Annotated in this window: 19 protein-coding genes; 10 read left to right on the top strand and 9 right to left on the bottom strand. The window is 67.9% G+C overall.

All coding sequences use genetic code 11. From position 1 onward, the window contains the following. Window positions 1-119 precede the first annotated feature (119 nt). The 7 genes from ACWEOO_RS34160 to ACWEOO_RS34130 are packed head-to-tail and all read left to right on the top strand — an operon-like array spanning window position 120 to window position 8,138. Window positions 120-1,493: an ABC transporter substrate-binding protein gene (locus ACWEOO_RS34160; protein ID WP_452146545.1), complete on the top strand. Its 1,374-nt coding sequence runs from the start codon at window positions 120-122 to the stop codon at window positions 1,491-1,493. After that, entirely contained in the window at window positions 1,493-2,464 is a 972-nt protein-coding gene (locus ACWEOO_RS34155) for a carbohydrate ABC transporter permease (protein WP_452146544.1), read from the top strand. The genes ACWEOO_RS34160 and ACWEOO_RS34155 overlap by 1 nt, the downstream gene beginning before the upstream one ends. Then, window positions 2,461-3,348, top strand: coding sequence for a carbohydrate ABC transporter permease (locus ACWEOO_RS34150; RefSeq protein WP_452146543.1), 888 nt, complete (start codon window positions 2,461-2,463; stop codon window positions 3,346-3,348). Before ACWEOO_RS34155 ends, ACWEOO_RS34150 begins: the two co-directional genes overlap by 4 nt. A gap of 56 nt (window positions 3,349-3,404) precedes the next feature. Next, window positions 3,405-4,934, top strand: a complete 1,530-nt coding sequence (locus ACWEOO_RS34145) for a hypothetical protein (RefSeq protein ID WP_452146542.1) — start codon at window positions 3,405-3,407, stop codon at window positions 4,932-4,934. Window positions 4,935-4,945: 11 nt separating this feature from the next. Beyond that, entirely contained in the window at window positions 4,946-6,256 is a 1,311-nt protein-coding gene (locus ACWEOO_RS34140; protein WP_452146541.1) for a Gfo/Idh/MocA family protein, read from the top strand. After that, window positions 6,256-7,248, top strand: a complete 993-nt coding sequence (locus tag ACWEOO_RS34135; RefSeq protein WP_452146540.1) for an acetylxylan esterase — start codon at window positions 6,256-6,258, stop codon at window positions 7,246-7,248. Before ACWEOO_RS34140 ends, ACWEOO_RS34135 begins: the two co-directional genes overlap by 1 nt. Beyond that, a complete protein-coding gene (locus ACWEOO_RS34130) occupies window positions 7,245-8,138 on the top strand; it encodes a nucleoside hydrolase (protein WP_452146539.1) in 894 nt (297 codons plus the stop codon). Before ACWEOO_RS34135 ends, ACWEOO_RS34130 begins: the two co-directional genes overlap by 4 nt. Before the next feature lie 2 nt (window positions 8,139-8,140). Here the strand turns inward: ACWEOO_RS34130 and ACWEOO_RS34125 are convergent, their stop codons facing one another. The 4 genes from ACWEOO_RS34125 to ACWEOO_RS34110 all read right to left on the bottom strand — a co-directional run bounded on the left by ACWEOO_RS34125 (window position 8,141) and on the right by ACWEOO_RS34110 (window position 14,501). Then, window positions 8,141-9,187 (bottom strand): LacI family DNA-binding transcriptional regulator, encoded by a 1,047-nt coding sequence (locus ACWEOO_RS34125; protein ID WP_452146538.1) that lies wholly within the window; start codon window positions 9,185-9,187, stop codon window positions 8,141-8,143. Window positions 9,188-9,223: 36 nt separating this feature from the next. After that, window positions 9,224-10,024, bottom strand: coding sequence for an alpha/beta hydrolase (locus ACWEOO_RS34120; RefSeq protein ID WP_452146537.1), 801 nt, complete (start codon window positions 10,022-10,024; stop codon window positions 9,224-9,226). Next, a complete protein-coding gene (locus tag ACWEOO_RS34115) occupies window positions 9,918-13,121 on the bottom strand; it encodes a glycosyl hydrolase (protein WP_452146536.1) in 3,204 nt (1,067 codons plus the stop codon). Before ACWEOO_RS34115 ends, ACWEOO_RS34120 begins: the two co-directional genes overlap by 107 nt. Window positions 13,122-13,463: 342 nt before the next feature. After that, window positions 13,464-14,501, bottom strand: coding sequence for a hypothetical protein (locus ACWEOO_RS34110; protein ID WP_452146535.1), 1,038 nt, complete (start codon window positions 14,499-14,501; stop codon window positions 13,464-13,466). Between the two features lie 228 nt (window positions 14,502-14,729). Here ACWEOO_RS34110 and ACWEOO_RS34105 point away from each other — a divergent pair, with 228 nt between their 5' ends. Continuing rightward, window positions 14,730-15,410 (top strand): ComEA family DNA-binding protein, encoded by a 681-nt coding sequence (locus tag ACWEOO_RS34105; RefSeq protein ID WP_452146534.1) that lies wholly within the window; start codon window positions 14,730-14,732, stop codon window positions 15,408-15,410. A gap of 24 nt (window positions 15,411-15,434) precedes the next feature. On the opposite strand, the gene ACWEOO_RS34100 is transcribed toward ACWEOO_RS34105, so the two are convergent. Both ACWEOO_RS34100 and ACWEOO_RS34095 read right to left on the bottom strand, forming a co-directional pair. Beyond that, window positions 15,435-16,070, bottom strand: coding sequence for a response regulator (locus ACWEOO_RS34100; RefSeq protein ID WP_452146533.1), 636 nt, complete (start codon window positions 16,068-16,070; stop codon window positions 15,435-15,437). Next, a complete protein-coding gene (locus ACWEOO_RS34095; RefSeq protein ID WP_452146532.1) occupies window positions 16,067-17,176 on the bottom strand; it encodes a sensor histidine kinase in 1,110 nt (369 codons plus the stop codon). The genes ACWEOO_RS34100 and ACWEOO_RS34095 overlap by 4 nt, the downstream gene beginning before the upstream one ends. 310 nt (window positions 17,177-17,486) lie before the next feature. On the opposite strand from ACWEOO_RS34095, the gene ACWEOO_RS34090 reads away from it, so the two are divergent. Both ACWEOO_RS34090 and ACWEOO_RS34085 read left to right on the top strand, forming a co-directional pair. Continuing rightward, window positions 17,487-18,518: an ABC transporter permease gene (locus ACWEOO_RS34090; RefSeq protein ID WP_452146531.1), complete on the top strand. Its 1,032-nt coding sequence runs from the start codon at window positions 17,487-17,489 to the stop codon at window positions 18,516-18,518. Next, a complete protein-coding gene (locus ACWEOO_RS34085) occupies window positions 18,515-19,210 on the top strand; it encodes an ABC transporter ATP-binding protein (protein WP_452146530.1) in 696 nt (231 codons plus the stop codon). Before ACWEOO_RS34090 ends, ACWEOO_RS34085 begins: the two co-directional genes overlap by 4 nt. Window positions 19,211-19,283: 73 nt before the next feature. Here ACWEOO_RS34085 and ACWEOO_RS34080 read toward each other — a convergent pair whose 3' ends face one another. The 3 genes from ACWEOO_RS34080 to ACWEOO_RS34070 all read right to left on the bottom strand — a co-directional run bounded on the left by ACWEOO_RS34080 (window position 19,284) and on the right by ACWEOO_RS34070 (window position 23,205). Next, window positions 19,284-20,243 carry an MvdC/MvdD family ATP grasp protein gene (locus ACWEOO_RS34080; protein ID WP_452146529.1) on the bottom strand — a complete coding sequence of 320 codons (960 nt, stop codon included), beginning with the start codon at window positions 20,241-20,243 and terminating at the stop codon, window positions 19,284-19,286. Between the two features lie 30 nt (window positions 20,244-20,273). Next, window positions 20,274-20,732, bottom strand: a complete 459-nt coding sequence (locus ACWEOO_RS34075; RefSeq protein WP_452146528.1) for a hypothetical protein — start codon at window positions 20,730-20,732, stop codon at window positions 20,274-20,276. Between the two features lie 400 nt (window positions 20,733-21,132). Further along, a complete protein-coding gene (locus tag ACWEOO_RS34070) occupies window positions 21,133-23,205 on the bottom strand; it encodes a multicopper oxidase family protein (RefSeq protein WP_452146527.1) in 2,073 nt (690 codons plus the stop codon). Window positions 23,206-23,430 lie beyond the last annotated feature (225 nt).

Raw genomic sequence — 23,430 nt, 5'->3', positions numbered from 1 at the left:
CGTGTCGCAGGTTCTCCGCGTCGGCGGGACCGATCGACGCGCTATTGACACGTTAACATGATGTTAATACGGTCGTCTCGCTTGTTCCCCTGTCGTCAGGCGCAACGAAGGAGTAGGAGATGAAGCGATCCCCGAGAGGTGTCGCGGCCGTTCTGGTTGCCGGCGCCGCGATCGGCATGCTCGCCGCGTGCTCGTCGAGCTCGAATGAGTCCTCCGCGGGCAGTGCTGCCGGCGGTCCGGTGACGATCACGGTCGGCGAGAAGCCGCCGGCCGATCAAGCTGAGCTCCTCAAGGCGTTCGACGCCAAGGTCGCGCAGTTCGAGAAGGCCAACCCGGACATCAAGCTCAAGACCGTCGAGACCACCTGGGCGCCCGACACCTACCAGGCGATGCTGGCCGGTGGCACCATGCCGACGACCTTGCGCGTGCCGCTGACCGAGATCCAGAGCCTGGCCGCGCGGCAGCAGATCATGGACATCACCGACCTGATGCACTCCGATCCGGTGGTGTCCCGGATCAACCCGGTGACGCTGAAGGGCGTCACGCGGGACGACAAGATCTACGGCGTACCGGTGGGCTCGTACACCGTCGGCCTGATCTACAACCGGGCGCTGTACACCAAGGCGGGCCTCGACCCGGACAAGCCGCCGACGACGTGGGACGAGGTGCGGGCGAACGCGAAGGCGATCGCGGCGGCCACCGGCAAGGCGGGCTGGGTGGTGCCGACGACGAAGAACTTCGGTGGCTGGATGCTGACCGCCATGTCGTACTCGATGGGCGGTCAGATCGAGGACGCCGACGGCACGAAGTCTCACGTGGACTCCGAGCCGGTGAAGCAGGCCCTCGACTTCGTCCGCAGCGTCCGGTGGGACGACAACACCTTCGGCGCGAACTTCCTGCTCACCGCGGACGACGTGCAGCGGCTGGTGGCAGCCGGGAGCGCCGGTCAGGCGATCCTGGCCGGTGACCGGTACAACTCGCTGGTCGTCAACTGGAAGATGAAGCCGCAGGACATCGGCATCGGCCCGCTGCCGCAGGACTCCGACGGCATCGGCACTCTTGCCGGCGGCAACATCTCGGTGGTGCGCCCGGACGCGAAGCCGGCGGAGGCCGCCGCCGCGGTGAAATGGATCCGGTTCATGTACCTGGACAGCCAGATCGACCAGCAGGCGGCGATCGCGGACGCAAAGGCCCGCAAGGCCCAGGGCTTCCCGGTCGGCTACCCCGGCGTGCCGCTGTTCGACGCGGCGACGACCGAGAAGTACCTGGAGTACGTCAAGCCGTACGTCGACGTGCCGCGCCAGCACTTCACGACATACCTGGGCAGCATCAACACGCTCCCGCTCGTCCCGGAACCGAAGAACCAGGCGCAGCAGATCTACTCGCTGCTGGACTCGACCGTGCAGGCGGCCCTGACGAAGAAGGACGCGGACGTCGGCAAGCTGCTCTCGGACGCCAACACCCAGGCCCAGAACCTGATCGCCGCGCGCTGATGACCGCTCCGCATCTCGTCGACTCCCCGCCGTCCACGCTCGGCGTGGACGGGCCGGGGAGCCCACCGGCGGGCCGCGAACCACGGCGCCGTTTCGCCACGTGGATACGTCGCGGAGGCCTGAGCACGCTGCTCTTCGCCGCCCCGACGATCGTGATCTTCGGGTACTTCTCCTGGGGACCGATCGTCCGCGGGCTGCTGCTGGCGTTCCAGAAGACCAATCTGGTCACCCCCGCGCTGTGGGTCGGGCTCGACAATTTCCACCGGGTGCTGCAGGACCCGCTGCTCGTCACGGCGGCCCGCAACAGCTTGTGGTTCGCGATCCTGTCCGCGGTGATCGGGTTCCCGCTGCCGATCCTGCTGGCGCTTCACATCGCCGAGCTACGGCGTACCCGCGGTTTGGCCACTGTCCTGGCCTATCTGCCCGCGGTGATACCGCCTGTTGTCTCGGTTCTGCTGTGGAAGCAGCTGTTCCAGCCGGACGGCAACGGCCTGTTCAACACGGTCCTCGGCTGGTTCGGGTTCGGTCCGGAGCCGTGGCTGCAGAGCGCGTCGAGTGCGATGCCGAGCATCGTGCTCCAGGCGACCTGGGCCGGGTTCGGCTCGTCCGCGGTCATCTATGTCGCCGCGCTGATGTCGGTGAACCCCGATCTGTACGACGCCGCCGAGCTGGACGGTGCGAGTATCGCGCGCCGGACCTGGCACATCACGTTGCCGCAGATCCGGGGCGTGATGGTGCTGATGCTGCTGCTCCAGCTGATCGGGACGCTGCAGGTGTTCACCGAGCCGTTCCTGATGACCGGCGGCGGTCCGGACAACAGCACGGTGACGCTGCTGATGCTGATCTACCGATACGCCTTCGTGAACGGCGATTTCGGCGGGGCGAGCGCCTTGAGCGTGCTGCTGGCACTGTCGCTGGCCGTCATCTCGCTCCTCTACTTCCGACTCACCCGGCGATGGGAAGCAACATGAGCGACAACGAGTCGCGCACGGGGATCTCCGGTCTCGAGCGCCGGTCGTTGCGGGTCCGGTTCCCGCTCGGCGTTCTGAGTGTCGTCGCGATGATCGCGCTGGTCCTGGCCGGGGCCGGGCCGGTGTTCATCCTCGCGAAGTGGGCCGTGTCGACGACGCAGGACATCATCGCCGACCCGTTCGGGTGGTGGACGCACGGTGTCCAGTGGCGCAACGTGTCGAACGCCTGGAGTGCCGTCGGGATCGGCCGGTACTTGGTGCACACGCTCTGGGTCGTGCTCGGGTCGGTCGTCGCGGGGCTGTTCGTCTCGCTGACCGGCGCGTACACGATCGCGATCCTGCGGCCCCGGTACGCGAAGGTGCTGAACGCCGCCGTACTGGCGACCTTGTTCGTGCCCGGCGTGATCTCGCTGATCCCGCTGTACCTGACGATCCTGGATGTTCCGCTGGTGGGCGCGAACCTGCTGAACAACTACCTCGCGGCCTGGCTGCCGTTCGGCGCGCACGCGTTCTACATGCTCATCGTGATCCGGTTCTTCCAGACGTTGCCGACCGAGGTTTTCGAGGCGGCGAAGGTCGACGGCGCCGGCCCGGTCCGCACCTTCGTCAGCATCGTGCTGCCGATGTCGCGACCGGTGATCGCGGTCGTGTCGTTGTTCATGGTGGTGGCGTCCTGGAAGGACTTCCTGTGGCCGCTGCTGGTCCTGCAGGCCGAGCCGGTCCGGCCGTTGTCGGTGGCGCTCGCGCAGTTGGCGGACAAGACCGAGGCGAGCGTGCTGATGGCGTCGATGTTCATCGCGGTGATCGTGCCGGTGGCGCTGTTCCTCGTCTTCCAGCGCCACTTCCTGCGCAGCGCCGGTCAGGCAGGTGCGATCAAGGGATGATCATCGACGATCCGACTCACGTAACGGTCACGGACCTCAGTGGTCGCCCCGTGCGGATGCTGTCTCCTTCGAGGTCGACCTGGACCGGCCACGGCACGCTCGTCGAGTTCGACCGCGACGACGACGGTGCGCTGCGCGTGTTCGTGACGAGCGACGGCGACGCACCCGGGTGGATTGCGGTCGGGTGGAGACATCCGCTTGACGACGTCAGGGTGTTCGGCGATGCCTGGGAACGTTCGTACGGCGAACTGGCGTGGCAACCGGTCTGCGCGAACCGGGTGCTTCCCTGGTACTGGCTGGCCCACGACGCTGGCACGGGCCGTACTCGCGGCGCCGGCGTGCGCGTCGGCGCGGCCGCGATGTGTTCGTGGATCGTCGATTCGGCCGGCGTGACGTGCTGGCTGGATCTTCGCAACGGAGGCGGCGCGACGCGGCTCGGCGGCCGGCGGTTGCATGCAGCAACGATCGTCGAGGTCGACAGCGTGCAGCCGCCGTTCGCCACCGCCGGAGCGCTCGTGCGGGAGCTCGGCGGGAAGTCCCGCGCACATCCTCCAGTTGTCGGCGCCAACAACTGGTACTACGCCTATGGCCAGGACTTCGACGCACAGGCCGTACTGCGGGATGCCGAGACCATCTCGAACCTGGCCGGCGACCACCCTGTCCGGCCGTTCGCCGTGGTCGACGCCGGCTGGAGCCCAGGCGGTACAGAACCCGGAGGCCCCTGGGAAGGAATCCCGGGAACATTCGACGACATGCCCGGTCTGGCGGAGAAGATCCGGGCGACCGGAGCGCGACCGGGCATCTGGTTCCGCCCGCTCCTGTCGCGCGTCGAGGTCCCGGAGACTCGTGCGCGGCGTCGCGGCGGCTGGGTCCTGGACCCTTCGTTGCCCGAGACACTGGCGCGCGTCGAGGCGGATGCCTGGCGGCTGCGCGGCTGGGGATTCGACCTGATCAAGCACGACTTCTCTACCTTCGACATGTTCGATCGGTGGGGCCGGGACATGGGCGTGGAGATCACCGATCCCGGGTGGTCGTTCGCCCGGCGGGACAGAACGAACGCCGAGATCCTGCTCGACGTGTACCGAGCGATCAGGCGCGGCGCCGGCGACGCTGTCCTGATCGGCTGCAACACGGTCGGGCACCTCGCCGCTGGGCTCGTCGACGTACAACGGATCGGTGACGACACGTCCGGCCGGGCCTGGGAACGCACCCGGCGGATGGGTATCAACGCGCTGGCCTTCCGGCTCCCGCAACATCACGAGTTCTTTGTCGTGGATGCGGACTGTGTCGCTGTCACGCCGGCGACCCCCTGGCACGAGACGCGAGCGCTTGCCGAACTCATCGCCGCCTCGGGAACCGCGCTCTTCCTCTCGCTCGACCCGCTGGTGCTGGACGGCCGGGTCGAACAGGCACTCCGTCCCATCCTGACCACTGCCCTCGACGGTGGCGCCGGCGGGGGAGTCGAGCCCCTCGACTGGCTGACCAATGTCACCCCGACCCGGTGGCGGATCGGTGACGAACACTTCCACGTCGACTGGTTCAGGGACCGGTCGGGCATGCCCTTCGCAGACAGCATGTACCCCTAGAGGAGAAGATCGTGAGCAGGTACGCGGTAGTCGGCACCGGCGCCCGAGCCGAGATGTACGTCGACGCGCTCGTCGGCCCATACGCCGGCACGACGGCCCTGGTCGCCTGGGTGGAACCCAACCCGGCGCGGGTCCGGTTCTACGACGAGAAGATCAGTGGCGTCCCGCACTATTCGCCCGACGAGCTCGAGCACGCGATCAAGGACTGTTCTGTGGACAGGGTGATCGTCGCGACACCGGACCACACACACGCCGACATCGTGCAGCGAGCGCTCCGGGCGGGCGCCGACGTGATCGTGGAGAAGCCGCTGACGACGAGCGTCGACGGCGCGCGCACGATCGTCGACGCCATCGAGGAGACCAGGCGATCGCTCGTCCTCACCTTCAACTACCGGTATTCACAGCGGAACTCGGCGCTGAAGGAGGTGCTGCGGTCCGGGCGGATCGGGGCAGTGACGAGCGTCCACTTCGAATGGGCGCTCGACACGATGCACGGTGCCGACTACTTCCGCCGCTGGCACCGGGTGAAGACGAACAGCGGCGGACTGCTCGTGCACAAGTCGTCCCACCACTTCGACCTGGTCAACTGGTGGCTCGAGGACAGCCCGGCGTGGGTCAGTGCCCGCGGCAGGTTGGCCTTCTACGGCGAGCGGAACGCGGCCGGCCGCGGCTGGCCGTCGAGGCCTCCCCGAGGCACGGTGGATCCGCCGAGCGACGATCCGTTCGCGCTCGACCTCCGCGGTGACGAGCGGCTGCGCCGCCTCTACCTCGAGGCGGAGCAGTACGACGGCTATCAGCGGGACCGGGATCCGTTCGGCCCGGGGATCACCATCGAGGACAACCTGGCTGTCCTCGTCGAGTACGACGGCGGCGCGATGCTGACGTACTCGCTCAACGCCCACAGTCCCTGGGAGGGCTATCGCGTCACGGTCAACGGGACCGAGGGCCGGGCGGAGCTCGAGGTCGTCGAGAGGTCCGCTGTACTGCGCGACGGTGACGGCCGTTTGATCCTCGACGCGTCGTCCGTCGCCGACGACACGGCCGACCATGATCTCCGCCCACGCGGTCAGCGGCTGTTTGTGCAGCGGCACTGGCAGGCCGCCGAGCTGGTCGAGCTGCCGGAGGACACCGGGGGACACGGCGGTGGCGACGAACTGCTGCTGCACGACGTGTTCGCGACGCCCGCGGACGATCCGCTGCGACGCCGGGCGGACTATCGGGACGGGCTGCGCTCGATCGCCGTGGGCCTGGCCGCGAACGCATCGATCGCGTCCGGCCGGTCCGTGCGGGTGGCCGAACTCGGATTGCCGGGGTGGTCGTGATGGCGATGTTCGATCTGCCGCTCGCCGAGCTGCGCGACTACCGGCCCGACGTCACGGTCCCCGATGACTTCGAAGACTTCTGGCGCCGCACCATCGAGAAGACCCGGACCGACGACCTCGCGGCCACGTTCACCGAGGTGGACAACAAGCTCGCGGTCATCGACACGTACGACGTCAGCTACGCCGGCTTCGGCGGCGCCGAAGTCAAGGCATGGCTGCACGTCCCGGCGGGGGCCGACGGTCCCTTGCCGACCGTCGTTCAGTACCACGGTTACGGCACCGGCCGCGGCCTCGCGCACACAACGACACTGTGGGCGCAGGCCGGCTACGCGAGCTTCGTGATGGACACCCGCGGTCAGGGCTACCACCACAGCGCTCCCGGGCACACGCCGGACGACAGCCCGCACGCCGGCCACAACCACGTGCCGGGCTTCATGACCGCCGGCGTCACCGATCCGGAGACCTACTACTACCGACGTGTCTACGTCGACGCCGTACGAGCCCTGGAGGCTGCGCGGACATCGCCGTCGGTCGACCAGGGCAGGATCGTCGTCACGGGTGGCAGCCAGGGCGGTGGCATCGCGATCGCCGCGGCCGGTCTCGCGACGCCGGCCGGTATCGAGCTCGCCGGCTGCGCTCCCGACGTACCGTTCCTGTGTCACTTCCAGCGCGCGCCGCAGCTCACCGACAAGGATCCGTACCACGAGATCACCCGCTATCTCAGGGGTTTCCGTGATCAGGTCGAGGCGGCGTACCGGACGCTGAGCTACTTCGACGGCGTCAACCTGGGCCGGCTCGCCACCGCACCGGCGCTGTTCTCGGTCGCGTTGATGGATCAGGTCTGCCCGCCGTCGACAGTGTTCGCGGCGTACAACCACTACGGCGGCGGCCAGAAGGACATCGAGGTCTACCAGTACAACGACCACGAGGGCGGGCAGGCTTATCAGCAGCTCGTCCAGCTCGACTGGCTGGCCGGGGTGTTCGGGTCATGACGAAGCTCGTCATCGAGACCGACCTGTTCAGCGATGTGGACGATGTCGGCGCGCTGGCGGTCGCTCATCACTACGCCGATCGGGGTCTGGCCGAGATCCTGTCGATCGGGATCAACACACCGAGCAGGTACGGGCACCAGGCCGCACAGGTCGTGAACGCGTGGTACGGCCGCGAGATACCGGTCGGCGTCCTCGAACCGCTCGACGACTCGGTCTTCGAGAAGGACTACGCGAAGTATCTGGCTGACCGCTACGGAACCAGGAAGACCGCGCCCGAAGCCGCTGTCACCACGCATCGTCGCGTGCTGGCGGCAGCCCCGGACAAGGCGGTCACCGTCGTGTCGCTCGGCTTCTTCTGCAACCTGGAGGGTCTGCTCGACTCCGGCCCGGACGGGATTTCACCGTTAACCGGCCGGCAACTGATCGAGTCCAAGGTCGACCGGTTGGTCGCGATGGCCGGGACTTTCCCCGCGGGGCGGCAGTTCAACATCGCGGAGAAGCCACACAGCGCTCGTGCCGTGATCGAAGGGTGGCCGACGCCGATCGAGTTCCTGGGGTGGGAGGTCGGTGCCCGCGTCCTGACGGGCACGTCGATCTCTACACGGGACGACGACGTGATCGGCGAGGCCTACAGCCGATACTGCGGACCGGGCGGCGGCAGGGAGAGCTGGGATCTGCTCACCGTGCACCTGGCGCTGGAGGGCGTGGGCCGGTATTACGAACTGAGCGAACCAGGCCGGTTGCTCGTCGACCCGACTGGCCAGTCGACTTTCGTACCCGACCCAGCGGGCCTCCACCGTCACGTCGCCCTGGCCGTGGCACCGCCACAACTGGAAGCCGAACTCGACCGCATCCTCGAAGCTACGCCTGCCGCCTGGGATCTCGGGTGAGATCAGGGTGTGTCGTCGGCGAACGAGGCAGCCGGCCTGACGCCGTCTGGTTGGGTGCTCCAGCCAGGGATCAGGGTGCAGGCCAGATGCTGGACGCCCGGCTCCCGCTCGGCCCCCGACTCCACCAAGTACCGCGCGGCGGTGCCGCCGAGGCGGTACAGCTCCGGATCGACGGTGGTGATCAGGGGTGCGGACTCGACCAGCCGATTGAGGTTGTCGTAACCGACGATCGCGATGTCCTCCGGCACGCGCACGCCTTCGCTGCGGAAGACCCGCTGGGCGCCGACCGCAAGCTGGTCGTTTCCGCAGAAGACCGCATCGACGTCCCCGCGGCGCCGCAGGATCTCGCGCGCTGCCGTCATACCCCAGGCCTGGCTCCAGTCACCGACCAGCGGGGAGGTCAGGGCGAGCGAGAGCCCCGCATCGGCCAGACCCGCCACCAGTCCGGCGGACCGGCTGGCTGCCGAGGTGTCGTTGCCGGACGTGATGTGGGCGATCTTGCGCCTGCCCAGGCCGATCAGATGCTCGGCGACCATGCGTCCGGCTCCGAAGCCGTCCGGCATGAAGGAAGTGTCCCGTGCGCTCTCGCTCTCGCAGAAGGCGTAGACGACGGGGACGTCCACCTCACCGGTGATGGACGGCACCGGGTGCTTGGTGCCGTCGCCGACCACGAGAATTCCGTCGACCATCCGCGCCCGCAGCTTCGCGACCACGTCCGTACGCCGTTCGGGGCCCTCGCTGGCGTCGTACACGAGCACGGCGAGGTCGAGGTTGCCGAGCGTGCTGGTCACGCCCATGACGACGGGCATCGTGAACAGGTCGCTCGAGTGCTCGACGACGACGCCGATGACCAGGCTGCGGCCTTGTGCGAACGACTGCGCGAGCGTGTTCGGGCGGAACTTCAGCGTTGCCGCCGCGTCGACCACGCGCTGCCGCGTGGCCGGTGTCATCCGGCCGCCACCGCGGAGTGCCTTCGAGGCGATGGACAGTGACACACCGGCCAGCTGAGCGACATCGCTCAGCGTCACGGCTTTCCGGGTCCCCGTCATACGTCCGATCCTTCCACGGCCATGCTGTCTGCGTCCTCAGGTCCGGGTAAGACCGGCCAGCCACCGCTCGCACAAGGTGGTCCAGACGCCCACGACCGGGTCGTCGGTGGCCAGCCCGAGGCCGTGGATTCCGTGTGGGAAGACGTGCAGTTCCATCGGCACTCCGGCAGCGGTCAGCGCTTCGGCGTACCGCATCGCGTGCCGCGGGTTGACCGATGCGTCGTCGGCCGTCGTCCAGAGGAAGGTCGGCGGAACCGCGGCGTCCACGTACCGGTCGACCGACACCCGACGGCGATCCTCGTCGGTCGGGTTGTCTCCGAGCACGTTCGCCGTCGAGCCGGGATGCGCCTCGACCTCGAAGCTGATCAGGGGATAGGCGAGGATGCAGAAGTCCGGCCTGGTCCGTGCCGGCGCGACGTCAGGGCAGGTCGCGGTCGACAGGGCGGCCGCGAGGTGGCCGCCTGCCGAGGAGCCGATCACGCCGACCGGCGTGTGCTCGCCGGCTCGCTCGCGCATCCAGGCCAGCGTCTCGCGAGCCTCCTCGAGTGCCTTCGGCCAGGCGTTCGGCCCGACGGCGTACCGCAGTACGACGGCATCGAACCCGAGCTTCGACAGCCAGTCGGCGTAGGCCTCGGCCTCGTGGGCGGCATGCTTCTGGTAGCCGCCGCCCGGCAGGACCAGGACGGACGCCCGCGGCTGGATGCCGCGGGCGGACGAGTCGTTGTTGATATCAGGACCTTTCCATGGGTTGAACAGGAAGATACTGCGCCGGGTTCTTCGTCTGGCCGATGCCCGAGCCCCATTCCAGGTGGCCCTTGCGGGCCCCGCCGTCGGCATCGTTGACGAGGAACGAGAACGAGAAGTTCCGGGCGTTCGGATCGACGCCCAGGTCGCTCCACGGCAGGGTCACCGAGTAGTTGGTGACTCCGTCTGCTTCGTCCCGGGTGATCTGGGCGCTGCCGCCCGGCACTGGGCCGGCGGTACCCGAGAAGCGGTACAGGGCGGGGCCTGTCGCGAGGAGGACGGCGCCGAACTCGGTCCTGGCGGCCGACTGGCCTGGCAGGCCGGGGGAGAAGGCCATCTGGACCGAGTCTCCGCGCCACAGATTCGCCGCGGAATCACCGGCGGTCTGCTGGTTGTCCGTGATGCCGGCGTGCAGTGTGACGCCTTGCTTGTCGTACGACAGCCAGGCGTTGCCGCCGAGGTCGGTAGGCCCGGAGACGGAGCCGCCGTTGGTGACCCAGTTCCCGTTGCTGGTCAGGTCGATCTTCGGTACCTCGCGGTCGCTGGTGCGGTAAACCGGCGCGAACGCCGTCGTGCCCGAGATCTTCCGGATGGTGCCGCCGTCCACGGTGGCCGTGACCTGGTACGCCAAGGGCTTCCACAGCGGGAACCTGCCTGAGTTCAGATTGACCGTCAGGGCGCCGCCGGGCGCCACGTCCCTGCCGACGGTCTTGGTTCCCGAGGTCCCGCCGATCGTCCAGTCCAGCGTGTCGACATGGACGGGCCGGCGGCCGGCGAGGTTGGCGACCTGTAGCCGAGGCGTGGTTGACCCGTCGGAGCCGGTAACTGGTGTCAGCGTGAGGGCGGGGTTGTCGATCACGCTCGTCGAGCCCCGTAGTACGGCGACCAGTTGACCGTCACGAGTGGCCGTGACGGTGACCGGCTTGGTCCCCAGAGTGGTGAACGCGGGCAGTGTCACCTCGCCTGTCGTCGCCTGACCGGCCGGCACGGACAGGCTGGTCGAGGTACCGGCATCGGTCGTCAGGGTGACGTCGCCCGCCCAGCCGGTGGCGCTGGCGGCATCGAGGTTGACACTCGCCGGTACGTCGTCGCCCGCTGCCGCATACGTCGGCACGCTCAGGGTCGCGCCGGGCGAGGTAACCACCGAGATACCGGTGATCGTCGTTCCCTCGAGGTACACCGGATCGCCGTCCAGATCCAACTGGACAGGTGTCGTCGAACCATCGGCCTGATGAGCTGCTCCGAACGTGTCGACATAGGTGAACGGGCCCGTGGACGTCACCGCCACACTCGTCGGTGTGGTGGCCCACACGACCCGAGTCCTGGCGCCGCTCGCGGAGTAGATGTAGGAGCGGACCGCGCCACCAACGGTCTCGCGGTTGGAGTACTGCAATCCCGAGATCTCGCGGTTGAGTGTCGCGTAGGCGACGTACGCCGGCTTCGGGGCGAACGCGGGAACACCCGACACGGGCTGACGCAGGATTCCGTAGTTCGCGAGCGTGTCCGTGGGCGGTGCGGTGGCGACCATGTCGTACACGAACGACTTGGCGACACCCGCGGCGTTGAGGAGTACGAAACCGCGCGAGATGTAGTCGGCCTGCTGGCGCTCGGTGTTGCCGCCGGACGGGGTCGGCCAGCCGTGCTCGGTCCACCACAGCGGCTTGGTGGCGCCGCCCGGGTACTGGCTCATCAACGAGCGGAGCGCGGCGATCTCGGCCTCGGTCTGTCCTTCCGGAGCCGACGGCCAGTCGTAGGTGTGGAGGCTGAGCGCGTCGATGTAGTTGAGTCCGCCGAGGTCGAAGAAGCGGGTGAGCCAGGCGGTGTCGATCTCGGCCAGTACCGGACCGACGACCTTGGCGCCGGGCGCCGCCGCGTGGATCGCGTCGGAGGTGGGCTCGAGCAGTTGCAGGTAGCAGTCCGCCGTACGTCCGCAGGCGCCGTCGTTGAAGCTGAGGTTGTACTCGTTGTAGACCTCGTAGTCCGCGGCAGCACCGTAGTGCGCGGCCGCCGCGCCGGCGAAGGCTGCAAAGGCAGCGATGCCCTCAGGAGTACTGGGCGTCTTGTTGTTGTCGTACAACGGGTTCCGGTAGTCGAGGATGATCAGCGGGCGGACGCCGATCGCAAGCAGCTTCGCGACCTGGGTCTCGTACACGGCCGGGAACGTGTACACGCCGGCGGTCTTCTCGATGTTGGTCCAGTTGAGGTCGAACCGGAGGTTCTGCACGCCCATCGGGCCGACAGCATCGCCGAGCTGTGTCGCGTTCGTCTGCCCGATGTGATGACCGATCGCGAAGGGGTGATCCGCCAGCCGGGGCCGTGCCTGCCCGGTGCGGAGGACGGCCAGCGACGTCGTCCGGATCACCGGCCCGTCCGGACCGGTCCCCGACAAGGCGAGGTCGTAGTACCCCGGTTGCAGACTGGTCAGGCTCAGGGTTCCGGTACCGCCGGTCAGGCTCTGTGTGCCCTGGCCTGCGAGCTGACCGTCCTGCGTGGTCGCCGACCAGTCGACGCTGGTGAGGTTCGAAGACAGCGCCACCTGCACATTGCCTTGGGTGAAGACCAGACTTGAGTTCGAGACGCCGATGGAGGTCGTCGTCGCCGAGCCCGTCTCGAAGCCCGCGTTGGTGAGCAGATTGGTCGAGGAGCCTGCCGCGGTCATCGACACGTCATCCAGCCAGACGGTGCCGACGTCCTGCGAGATCACCCGGAACGTGTACGACGTCTGACCGGCCGGGATCGCGTACTGCCAGGTCAGCTTCTGCCAGTCGTAGGTGCCGCCAGGGAAGATCTGCCGCTGGGTCCACGCGTTGTCGAGTGGGACGAACGCGCCCGCGGCCGCCGACAAGTTGGAGGCCTTCACCCAGGCACTGAAGGTGTACACCGTCGATGGTTGGACGGTGACCGACTGGTTGATCTGGCCGTACACGTTAGGGGCCTTCGGAGTGGCGTTGTCGATCCGCAGCGAGGCCAGCCCGTCGTACACGCCGGTGCCGAGTGCGGCGCTGAAGGTCAGGTCGGGAGAGCCGGACAGCGACTGGTTCCAGCCGTCGAAGCTCGCTGCCTCTTCTGCCGCGCCTGCGGAACCGGCCCCCACCAGGAGAGCCGCCACCACGCCGGCAGCGGCGAGTACGCCGCCGATCATCCGCCGGCGACGCGCCGGAGCGCCACGTCGTGCTATGTCGATCGTCATCGAACCTCCATCGAGCGGGATGAAGCACTGAAAAAGCGCTTTCTCAACTGTGTCGCTGAAGCTAACAGCGGCAGGCTGTTAAGGGAAGAGAAAGCGCTGTTTCAGAATTCCGATCGACGTGTAAGGCAGCTGACGAGGTCGACCGGCTCGGAGGCCAGGTGGACCTGCGGCAACGGGCCCACACGAGCAGGCCGAACTGGAGCGGGACGGAGGACACTGGCGAACCCGCCGGGCTCGTGGCGGCGGCAAGCCGGGCGCGGAGGTGTGGGTCCGGCCCGGCTGTGCCGGTGGGGGCGGTCGATCTACTGCTGGATTTCCGTGATTCGGCTGAGGCTGATGGAGTCAGCAGCCCAGCCAGAGCACAGGATGCGTCTGCTGGCCGTCGATGAGCCAGCCAGCGGCTACGCCGTGGTCGCTGAGTGTGACCGCCGCTCCGCTTTCGCCTCCGGCGACGCCTGGCAGCGGGACGATTCGTCCGCCGCGGTGGGCGATGGCGGCGGGCAGACCGGACCCGGACACCGCCAGGTCGCCGTGCCGGTTGACCGCCGCCGCGCGACCGACGACGCCGGGCACGTTGGCCGGTCGTGCGTGGATCTGCCAGGCGGCCGGCATCTCGCCGGCAGGGCTGATCAGCCCGCCGGCGATCCATCCGCGGCGGATCTTCCAGGTGTACAGGTATGGCTCGCCGCTTGGACCGCGAAGTACCCGGGCCGGACCCCCGCGTGGCCAGATGTAGCCGACCGTCGTCGGGGAGTGCGAGCCTCCGACCACGGTCCCGTCGTCGTCGATGTCCACCGCGTACAGGTCTCTGGTGCTTGCGCCGGGCGGCGAGGCGAGTTCGTGCGGCGTGTCCGGTTGCCCAGCCGGCCAGACCACCACGTGCGCCTCGAAGGTGGTGGGATCCTGGGAGACTCCCAGGATGTCACCGCGGGCGTTGACCGCCACTGCGTCGGTCCGGTGGCCGAGGCGCAGGCCCGCCAGGGTGGTGAACCGCCCGTCCTGGTACCGCCAAGCCCTCGACTGTCCATCGCCCCACTCGGATCCGACCAGCGTTCCCGACGTGTTCACGTCTTTGATCAGCACGTGCTCGTACGGGGTCTTCAACTCGTGCAGCCGCCGGTCGATCCACAGCAGTGGGGTCGACTCCTCCGGCGTGACCCAGCGCGCGCCGATCAGGTACCGGCCTGATGGATCGCCGCCGGTCACCACACTCTCACCGGGCAGGGTCGGCTGCGGCAGACGCTGGACCCGGCATGCGCCCGCGCCGACCGCGCCCGCGGCGGTCCCGGCGAAGCTCGGCACAGCGACCGCGCCTGCCGGGAGGGCGGCGACGGCCAGGACGGCGAGGGCGGTTCGGATCGGTTTACGGATGGTGCTCATGACGTCCCCCTTTCGGACACCCGCTTGGACGCGTTCCGGGAGATGGCAGTTTGGTTCGCCGTTGATGAAGTGCCTCAACGGGCACGCGGGGCAACCGGAATAGGTGTTGCCCGGTCGCACTTGCCCCCGTGCGCAACTTCGCTGCCGGGTGCAGCATCGAGTTGATGACGGCTGTTTCGGCCAGGTCGGAACCTGTGCTGACGTTGGCCGGCACACCAAGGAGTCGACGTGAATGATCCGTACGGTGAGGCACAACCTGGATCGGCGCCGGTTTCCGCCCGGCGGATGGACACACGGACGCAGGTGATCAGCTGGCTGTGGGCGGTCTCGCCTCTGGTCACCTTCGGTCTTGCCACACCTGTGACGTTCCTGTGGGCCGCGCAGCGGGCGCGGTCTCGGCATCTCGTCATCGCCGCAGTCCTGTACACCGCGTCGGTCGTCCTGTTCTTTGTCCTGCCGGACGACATCGGCTTCGTGTTCTTCGTTGTCGCCTGGCTCGTGGGCACGGTGCACGCACTCGCCTTTCGCGCTTCGGTCTTCGGCACGCACCCGCCGATCCGGGAGACGGCGTTGGATGCTGCGATCGACATGGCCGAGGATCGTCGTGAGCTTCGGCGCAAAGCCCGCAAGATCGCCACCGAGGATCCGGTCCTGGCGCGTGAGCTGGGAATCGGACGGCCCGACGCGCAGCGCAACTTCGATGATGGCGGGTTGATCGACGTCAACTACGTTCCCGCTGATGTGCTCCTGCGGCTGTCCGGGATGACTCCGGAGATGGCCGAGCGCGTGGTGCAGGTGCGCGAAATCCGTGGACCGTATGTGTCTGTGGACGAGCTCAGCGTCTTCGCCGAGGTCCCACCCGGCCTCGCCGACCGCCTCGCCGGGTACCTGCTGTTCCTTCGCGAGTAGAGGTTCTCCAGGTCGACGCCGGGATCAGCGGCGGATGAGGCCCAGTTGAGTGGCGGTGGCCAGGGCAGCTGTGCGGGAGTCGACGTCGAGCTTGGTGTAGATGCGGGCCAGGTGCGATTTGACGGTGCCTTCGGTGAGGTGGAGGCGGTCGGCGATCGCCCGGTTGGAGAGGCCTTCGGCTACCAGAGCGAGGACCTCGGTTTCGCGGCGGGTGAGCGCCGTGATCGGCGTACGGAGTCTGTTCATCAGCCGGTCGGCGATGGCGGGGGCGAGGCTGGTACGGCCGGCGGCCGCGGTTCGTACGGCGGTTGCGAGTTCCTCTGGTGCGGCGTCCTTGAGCAGGTAGCCGGTGGCACCGGCTTCGATCGCGGGGAGGACGTCCGCGTCGGAGCCGTAGGTCGTCACCACGAGTACGCGCGGGGCGGCAGGATGGGCTGTGATCAGAGCCGTTGCCTCGGCGCCGGTCATGCGTGTGCCGAACTGCAGGTCCATCAGGACCACATCGATGCCACCTTCGGCGCAGCGGGCGACGGCGTCCTCGGCGGTAGCGGCCTCGGCGACGACCGCGAGGCCGGCTTCGGTGTCGAGTACGGCGCGCAGCCCGGCCCGGACGATCGGGTGGTCGTCGGCGAGGAGGACGCGGATCGGGGTATCGGTCACGCAGGAGCCTCGGTCTTGGCAGGGACGGCGAGTGGCAACTCGGCCAGCAGCGTAGTGCCACGCCGTGGGCTGGATCCAACGTGCAGACTACCGCCGAGTTCCTCCATCCGGGCACGCATGGCGGCAATCCCGAAGCCGCCGGTATCGGAAGGGGCGATCCGACGAACGGGGTCGAAGCCGACGCCGTTGTCGGCGATCCGGACTGCGACGCGGTCGCCGAGGTAGTCGAGTGCGACGTCGACTGTTGTGGCTTCTGCGTGTTGGACCGTGTTGGCGAGGGCGGACTGAGCGATGCGTAGCAGCGCCACCTCCTGCTCGGTCGACAGCGGCACCGGCTCGCCACTGCTGCTCCACCGCGCGGTCAGCCGAAGCTGAGCGGAAGTCGTGGTGCACAGCCGCTCGAGCGCTCCGGCGAGCGAGTTCCGCTCGAGCGCGGGCGGTGTGAGTGCAGCCACGAAGCGGCGGGCTTCAGCGAGATTGTCGCCTGCGGTCTGGCGGGCTTGGGCCACCTGCGGGCCGGCGACCTCGGGACGATCGGGTAGCGCACGCTCCGCGGCGCTCAGCAGGAGGTGGATACTCGACAGGCCCTGCGCGAGTGTGTCGTGGATCTCGCGTGCAAGGCGTTCGCGCTCGGCCAGCATTCCTGCGTTGTGCTGAGCGGTGGCTAGGTCAGCCCGGGTGGCAGTCAGGTCATCGATCAGACGCCTCCGTTCTTCACTCTCGCGGTACAAGGCCTGGTAGCCCCGCACGACCGCCACGGCTACAGCAGCGCCGAGCGCCGGTCCGATCGCGACAGCCGGGCTGAATGAGTGCTGGTGGGCAGCAAAACCGGCAATGGCCGCAGCTGCGGTGACGAGTACGGCGACCAAACCAGCCCTGCGAGGCAGCAGGTGCAGTTGGAGGAAGTACAACGGGAAGGCGACCCACACGCCGTCAGGGGACAGGGCCAGCAGCGCCAGCCACAGCAGCCCGACAACCGCCAGCCACCACGCAGCCGCTGTCTTCGAGAGGCGGACGCGCGGCAGCAGCGGCCCGACGGCGTACGCCAGCCCGCATCCGGCGGCCAAGGCAACGATCCAGCCGGCGTTGGGTCGGCTGTCGATCACGGCGCGGGTGGCGGCAAGCGCGAGCAGACCGATGATCAGCAGGTGCAGGCACCAGATCAGAGTTCGGCTGGTTGGGGTCAGGGCAGAGGTCCTCACAATGTCTCCAGACTACGGAGCCGGACACGTTGGGACATCCATCGAAAGTTACAGGCAGCGCCCTGCGTTTCGGCCCGGAGAGTGCTGTCCCGTGCCAGATGCGTAGGCGTCGGCCGGCGGCGAGGCTGGAAGACATCACATCTTCTATCGCTGGAAGGCCGCCGTGTTCGTTGCCTGGAGAGATCTGAGATTCGCCAAGGGGCGGTTCGCCCTGATGGCCACAGTCATAGTTCTGATCACACTGCTGGTCGGCCTGCTGTCGGGCCTGACCGCCGGACTGGGGCAGCAGAACATCTCCGCGATCACAGGTCTGCCGGCCGACAAGATCGCGTTCCAAGCGCCGAGCGGTGGGCAGAAGCTCTCGTACTCCAACTCGACCGTCACGGAAAAGCAGTGGCTGGAGTGGTCGAAGGTACCTGCAGTGGCGAGGTCCGAGCCGCTCGGGATCATCACCACCAAGGCCACTGCCGGTGACAAGAGCATTGGAGTCTCCGCGTTCGGCGTCCAGCCTGGCTCCCGTCTCGCGCCTGACGGCGGCAAGGTCGACGGGAGGTCTGTCGTGCTCTCCGCGGCGGCTGCCGAGGACCTCGGCCTGGTTCCCGGTGGCACGCTGTCGCTGGCTGGACAGGAGCTGGAGGTCTCCGCGGTGCAGGGGGATGCTTCGTTCAGCCACACGCCTGTCATCTGGATCTCTCTGGACACGTGGCAGAAGATCGCGCCGCGATCCGGCGTTCGGCCCGCGGCCACTGTGATTGCTCTCACCACCACCTCTGCGGTCGATCTCGCGGCCGGAGATCAAGCAGCAGGTACCAAAACAGTGTCGACCAAGGATTCACTGTCCGCGATCGGCTCCTACACCTCCGAGAACGGCTCGCTGCAGCTCATGCGGGGGTTTCTCTTCGCGATCTCGGCGCTCGTCATCGGTGCCTTCTTTACCGTGTGGACAATTCAGCGCAGCGGCGACGTCGCCGTACTCAAGGCACTCGGCGCCTCCACGGCGACCCTACTCAAGGACGCGTTGGGTCAAGCTGTGGTTCTCCTGGTCGGCGGCACGCTGATCGGAACCAGCATTGCGGCCGTTGTCGGCGCGCTGGTGTCGGGTTCCGCCGTACCGTTCCTGCTCACTCCGGCCAGCATTCTGCTGCCGGCCGTCGTGCTGGTCCTGCTCGGCGCGCTCGGGGCCGCGCTTGCTATCCGCCGCATCACCTCCGTCGACCCCCTGACCGCTTTGGGAGGCGTCCGATGAGCCTGATCCTGACCGACATCACTCTCACGTACCCAGACGGCGACACGCGCCTGACGGCGCTCGACAATGTCGGGCTGGAGGTTCCGAGAGGCAGCCTCACCGCGGTGATCGGCCCGTCCGGCTCGGGCAAGTCCAGTCTGCTGGCGGTAGCGGCGACGCTGATCACGCCCGACTCCGGTACGGTCACCATCGACGGCACGCCGACCAGCCGACTCAGCCGCGCAGAACTCACCAACCTGCGCCGCAAGTCCATCGGCATCGTCTTCCAGCAGCCCAACCTGCTGCCCTCACTCACCGCCGCCGAGCAGCTCCAGGTCATGGCCCAGATCGACGGCCGCCAACCGTCCAAGGCCCGCGCCCGCGCGATGGAGCTGCTCGACGCCGTGGGCCTGGCCCGGTACGGCGGACGCCGCCCGCACCAACTGTCCGGAGGCCAACGCCAGCGCATCAACATCGCCCGCGCCCTGATGAACAACCCCACAGTCCTCCTGGTCGACGAGCCGACCAGCGCCCTCGACCACGAACGAGGCGCAGCAGTCATCGACCTGATCGCCCGCCTGACCCACGAACAGTCCACCGCCACCGTCCTCGTCACACACGACCACGCCCACCTAACCGCCGCCGACCAATCCATCGAGGTCCACGACGGCCGCATCCGGCGCACTGACACGCATGCGACCGCAAAGCCTTGAGCGACACGACTGGGTAGGTCACACCCGCTGTGCACGGCTGCCGACACGCATCCGGAGTGATCAGGCGGGGACGTTACGGATCGACTCGGGTTGGTTTGCCGCTGAGGAGGTGGGCGATCAGGGCTGCGGTGATGGGCTGGCCGGAGGAGCGTTCGACGTAGAGGAACTGGCCCGCTGGGTTGACCTCGAAGAACACGTACTGGCCACCCGGAGTGAGTCGTAGGTCGATGGCGCCGTACTCCAGGCCGAGTGCCCGCATGAGGCGGAAGATCGCGGTGACCACCTCGTCGGGCAGTGTGTGCGGCTGGTAACCGATTCCTGGGTTGAAGCGGATGTCGACGGCGTACCCCGCCTCGTCCAGCGCAGCGGCTGCCGCGAACAGTTCGTCGCCGATCACCGTGACGCGCAGGTCGGCGACGCCTTCGATCAACTCCTGGAAGAGGACCGGGGCCAGGTGAACGGCTTCGATGCCCGAGACGTCCTCGGGCAGGAGCATCCGGGTTTCGCGCCAGGCGGCACGAGTCTGGCGGAACGGCTTGTAGACGACGTTTCCGGAGTGGGCGTCCCAGAACGAGCGAGCCTCTTCGGGGTCGTTCGTGATCAAGGTGTCGGGGATGGTGAGTCCCGCGGAGCGCGCGGTGGCCAGTTGCCAGGGTTTGTGAGCGGCAGCAGCGTCGTTGACCGGATGGTTGACCCACAGGCAGGTGGTGGCCTGCCAGATGCCGGCCGCCGCGGTCGCGGTTTCACTTGCGGCGAAGTGGCGCATGGCGGCGTCGGTGATCTCGGCAGCGATCCGGTACGGCTGCGGACGTCGCCACCAGACAGCGCAGACCTCCGCGAGATCGACGATCGCGCCGTCCGGAAACCGCAGCTCGAACCGCGGATCGCGGTTCCGGGGATAGCGGGCGGTCAGCGCGAGGTGCTGCGGAAACGACGACAGATCGAGGAGGCGGCACGGCGCGCCCTGCTCGGCCAGCTTGGCCAGGACCTCTTCGGCATGGCCGTCGCCGGGCGCCGAGCTGACGAGAATCATCGAACCGCCGCGGCCGGCCCGCAGCTCGGCTCAGAACGGGAGCGTCTGGTCGATCGGCGCGTCGAAGAACGCATCCGTGTCCCCGTCTCCCCACACGTCCTTGATGAACGCCGTCTCCACGTCGAGGATCGCGGCGCTCAGCTCGGCCTTCCGGAGTTGGGCCCGGATCGAAGCCGCCGACGCGCGGTGCGGAGTCGCCATCACGAAGGGCACCGCGCCGGACGTACGCGCCCGGCGTGCGGCGGCGTCGCGCAGCCGCGTGGCGTCCAGGGTGATCCGGGTCAGGCCGCCGTCCAGCGGCTCGAACTCGAGGACTGCTTCGACGTCCAACTCGGCGGTCCCCGACTCCGGGGACCTGAAGACGAACTTGCTGTCGTCCGTCGATCGCCGTACTTCGCCGGTCAGGACGATCTTCGCCGACGCATCCTGTGCCGGCGGCGCGTCCTTGAGGTATTCGGCGAACGACCGATCGGATTTGTCCGTGCTCATCGCTCCATCCCCTCCCGCCAGAGCCATGACCTCGACCTGACTACAGCGTGCACCGGCGTACGGCGCTTGTCCACAGATGGGGCTACGCATCGGTGTCCTTGAAGCAGAGGACCGCGAGGTTGCTCCAGTTGTCCGACCTCGCGGCGACTGGTGGAGGCCGTGAGCATGGAGCGCGCCGTCGCCGGAGTCAACCCAGCGGCGCAGTAGATGTCGGAGTCGATTCGCTCGACTGTTGCATCCAGGCACAACCGCTCGTCGTGCCGGCCGCCATCGCCGCAGCTCTGACAGTTGCCGCAAGCACCAGATTCGAAAGATGTGACCTCGAGATGTCCTGAAATCCGAAACCGGTCCCTGGCGCTTGCCCAACGACCGCGCCGCACGGTCGTTGGGCGCGGCGCTGTCAGTCGGGCTGGCCGGGTTGTGGCGGGCCGATGCGGTAGGGGCGCATCATCTCGTTGTCTTCGTGCTCGACGATGTGGCAGTGCCACACGAACTGTCCGGGTGTGGTGAATCGGAGCCGCAGCCTGGTGACCTGGCCGGGCAGGGCGGTGACGGTGTCCTTCACGCCGGTCTCCCAGGGTTCCGGCGGGAGTGGTACGGATCCTGGAGCGATCTGGACGGCGCCGGTGTCGTCGTCGGACAGGATGTCTTGGCGGTTCACGACCTCGAAGGCGACTTCGTGGATGTGCATGGGGTGTGCGTCGGCGGTGGTGTTGTAGATCTCCCAGATCTCGGTGGCGCCGAGGGCCGGGTTCTCGGTCACGTCATCCATCCACAGCTTCTTCACCGTGAAGCCGCTCTGGACGATCCCGAGTAGTGCCTCGACGGGTCCTTCGACCTCCTCCTCGGCCTCGTTCAGGCCGACGTCGGCCTCCTCGATCAGCGCCAGTTGCCGCGTGAGGGTGGCCGTCGGCAGTGGCGTACGGGGCGGTAGCCGGAGGAACCGCGGCGGCGTGGTGGGGTCGGGTGCGACCGTCGGCACGACGCGGAACTGCAGGATCTGCCCGGTCGAGTCCGGATCGGCGGGCTCGAAGTCGAGGCCGGGGAGACCGCCGCCGTACGGCTCGTCGGGCCCGACGTTGCCGAGTACGTAGTTGCCGGCCGGAACGTTGGTGAAGTCGACGATCAGGTCGGCACGCTCGGCCAATGCCATCAGCAGTTGGTTGTTGTTGGTCGCGGTGAGGTTCACCGGCGCGGCCAGGAAGCCGCCCTCGTTGCCGATCGCCCACACCTCGACACCAGGAATCTGGCTGAAGTCGAGGATCAGGAACCGCGACTGACAGCCGTTGAGGAACCTGAACCGGTAGCGCCGCTTCTCGACGGTCTGGAACGGCCAGGTGTTGCCGTTGACCATGATCATGTTGCCGAAGAACTCGGGGTTCCAGATCGGTGAGAAGGGACCGTCGGGGATGTACGGGTCGACCAGCTCGTCGAAGAACCTGCGAGTGTCTGGATAGAACAGCGAACCGTCGGTGTTGAACGCGCGATCCTGGATCGCGATCGGGATCTCGTAGTAGGTCTTGTTGGACGGGAACTTGTCGCCCTCGATCGGCGCCGGCCCCGGGAGCACCGCGACCGTACCGGTCCGGCTGTCCAGCACCGTCTTGTCGCCGGCCGGACCGCCGCGAAGGATGAAGAACCCGGCCGGTCCGGCGTACACGTTCAGCCTCGTCATGCCGAGCGTGTGGTCGTGGTACCAGATCGTCGAGGCCCGGTTCAGGTTCGGGTACTGGAAGGTCGCGAAGCCCAGGCCCCAGGTGACTCCGTAGCTGGACTTCGCCTTGCCGGCGAAGAAGTTGTACCAGGTGCCGGTCTTCGCGAAGTCCCCGACGTCGGCCGCGGCGGGCAGGTACCACGCCTCGGCGTACCCGTCGCTGTCGTCGGCCACCCCGACCGCACCGTGCACATGCGTGACCGTCGGAACCGGGCCTGTGTACCTGCCTGGCGTCGGCTGACCGGTGAAATCCGGCCGGCTGTCCCTGTCCGCGACACCGCCCGGCGGATTCGCCCAATGCAGCGTCGGATCGACCGGCAGCAGATGCGGCAGGAAGTTGCCGGCAGCGTCGACGAGGTCGTTGATCCACTTCACCCGCACCGGCCGGTTCACGCTCGCCTCGATCGTCAGCGACGGCGCGTGATGGATCAGCAGGCCACGACTGCTCGCGGCCTTGACCGCGCCGTACCCCCAAACGATCGTGCTCGGCAACGGCGCCGGCAGTATCTGCTGGAAGATCTGCCTCATCGAGATCTCGTAGTAATCCACCGGCTTGCCGCCTGGTGAGGTCAACGTGCCGGCGCGCGGCATCACTGGCGGTATCAGCAGTGCGGTCCGGTACTTCGGCACGTCAGCCGGACTCAACGTGCCTCCCGGGATCTGGGCCATGGCCTGGATCCCGCCCCCGGGCAGGTAGGTGTACAGCGCGAACCCAACCGCGGTGCCACCCACTGCCTTGATGAACATGCGCCGACTCATCGGCAACACCGAACGCGTGCGATCCTCCATCGCACTCACCCCCAACAAGAACCCCCACGCGTCGCCGGCCGGTGTGCGGCGCAACCCGGTTCCTACGAATCTGTCATCTCGTCCCAGGAACAAAGTGGATTGCGACTCAACTGACGGCATGGCGAAGCAGCGATGCCCGCAGCGCGAGCGTCTTGGCGCTCCCAGAGCGTCTTCCCCCAGCGCCTCTCCGTGACC

It is taken from the genome of Kribbella sp. NPDC004138, assembly GCF_053603655.1.
Note: the sequence above shows the minus strand (reverse complement) of the source record. Positions and strands in the feature narration are given on the sequence as shown.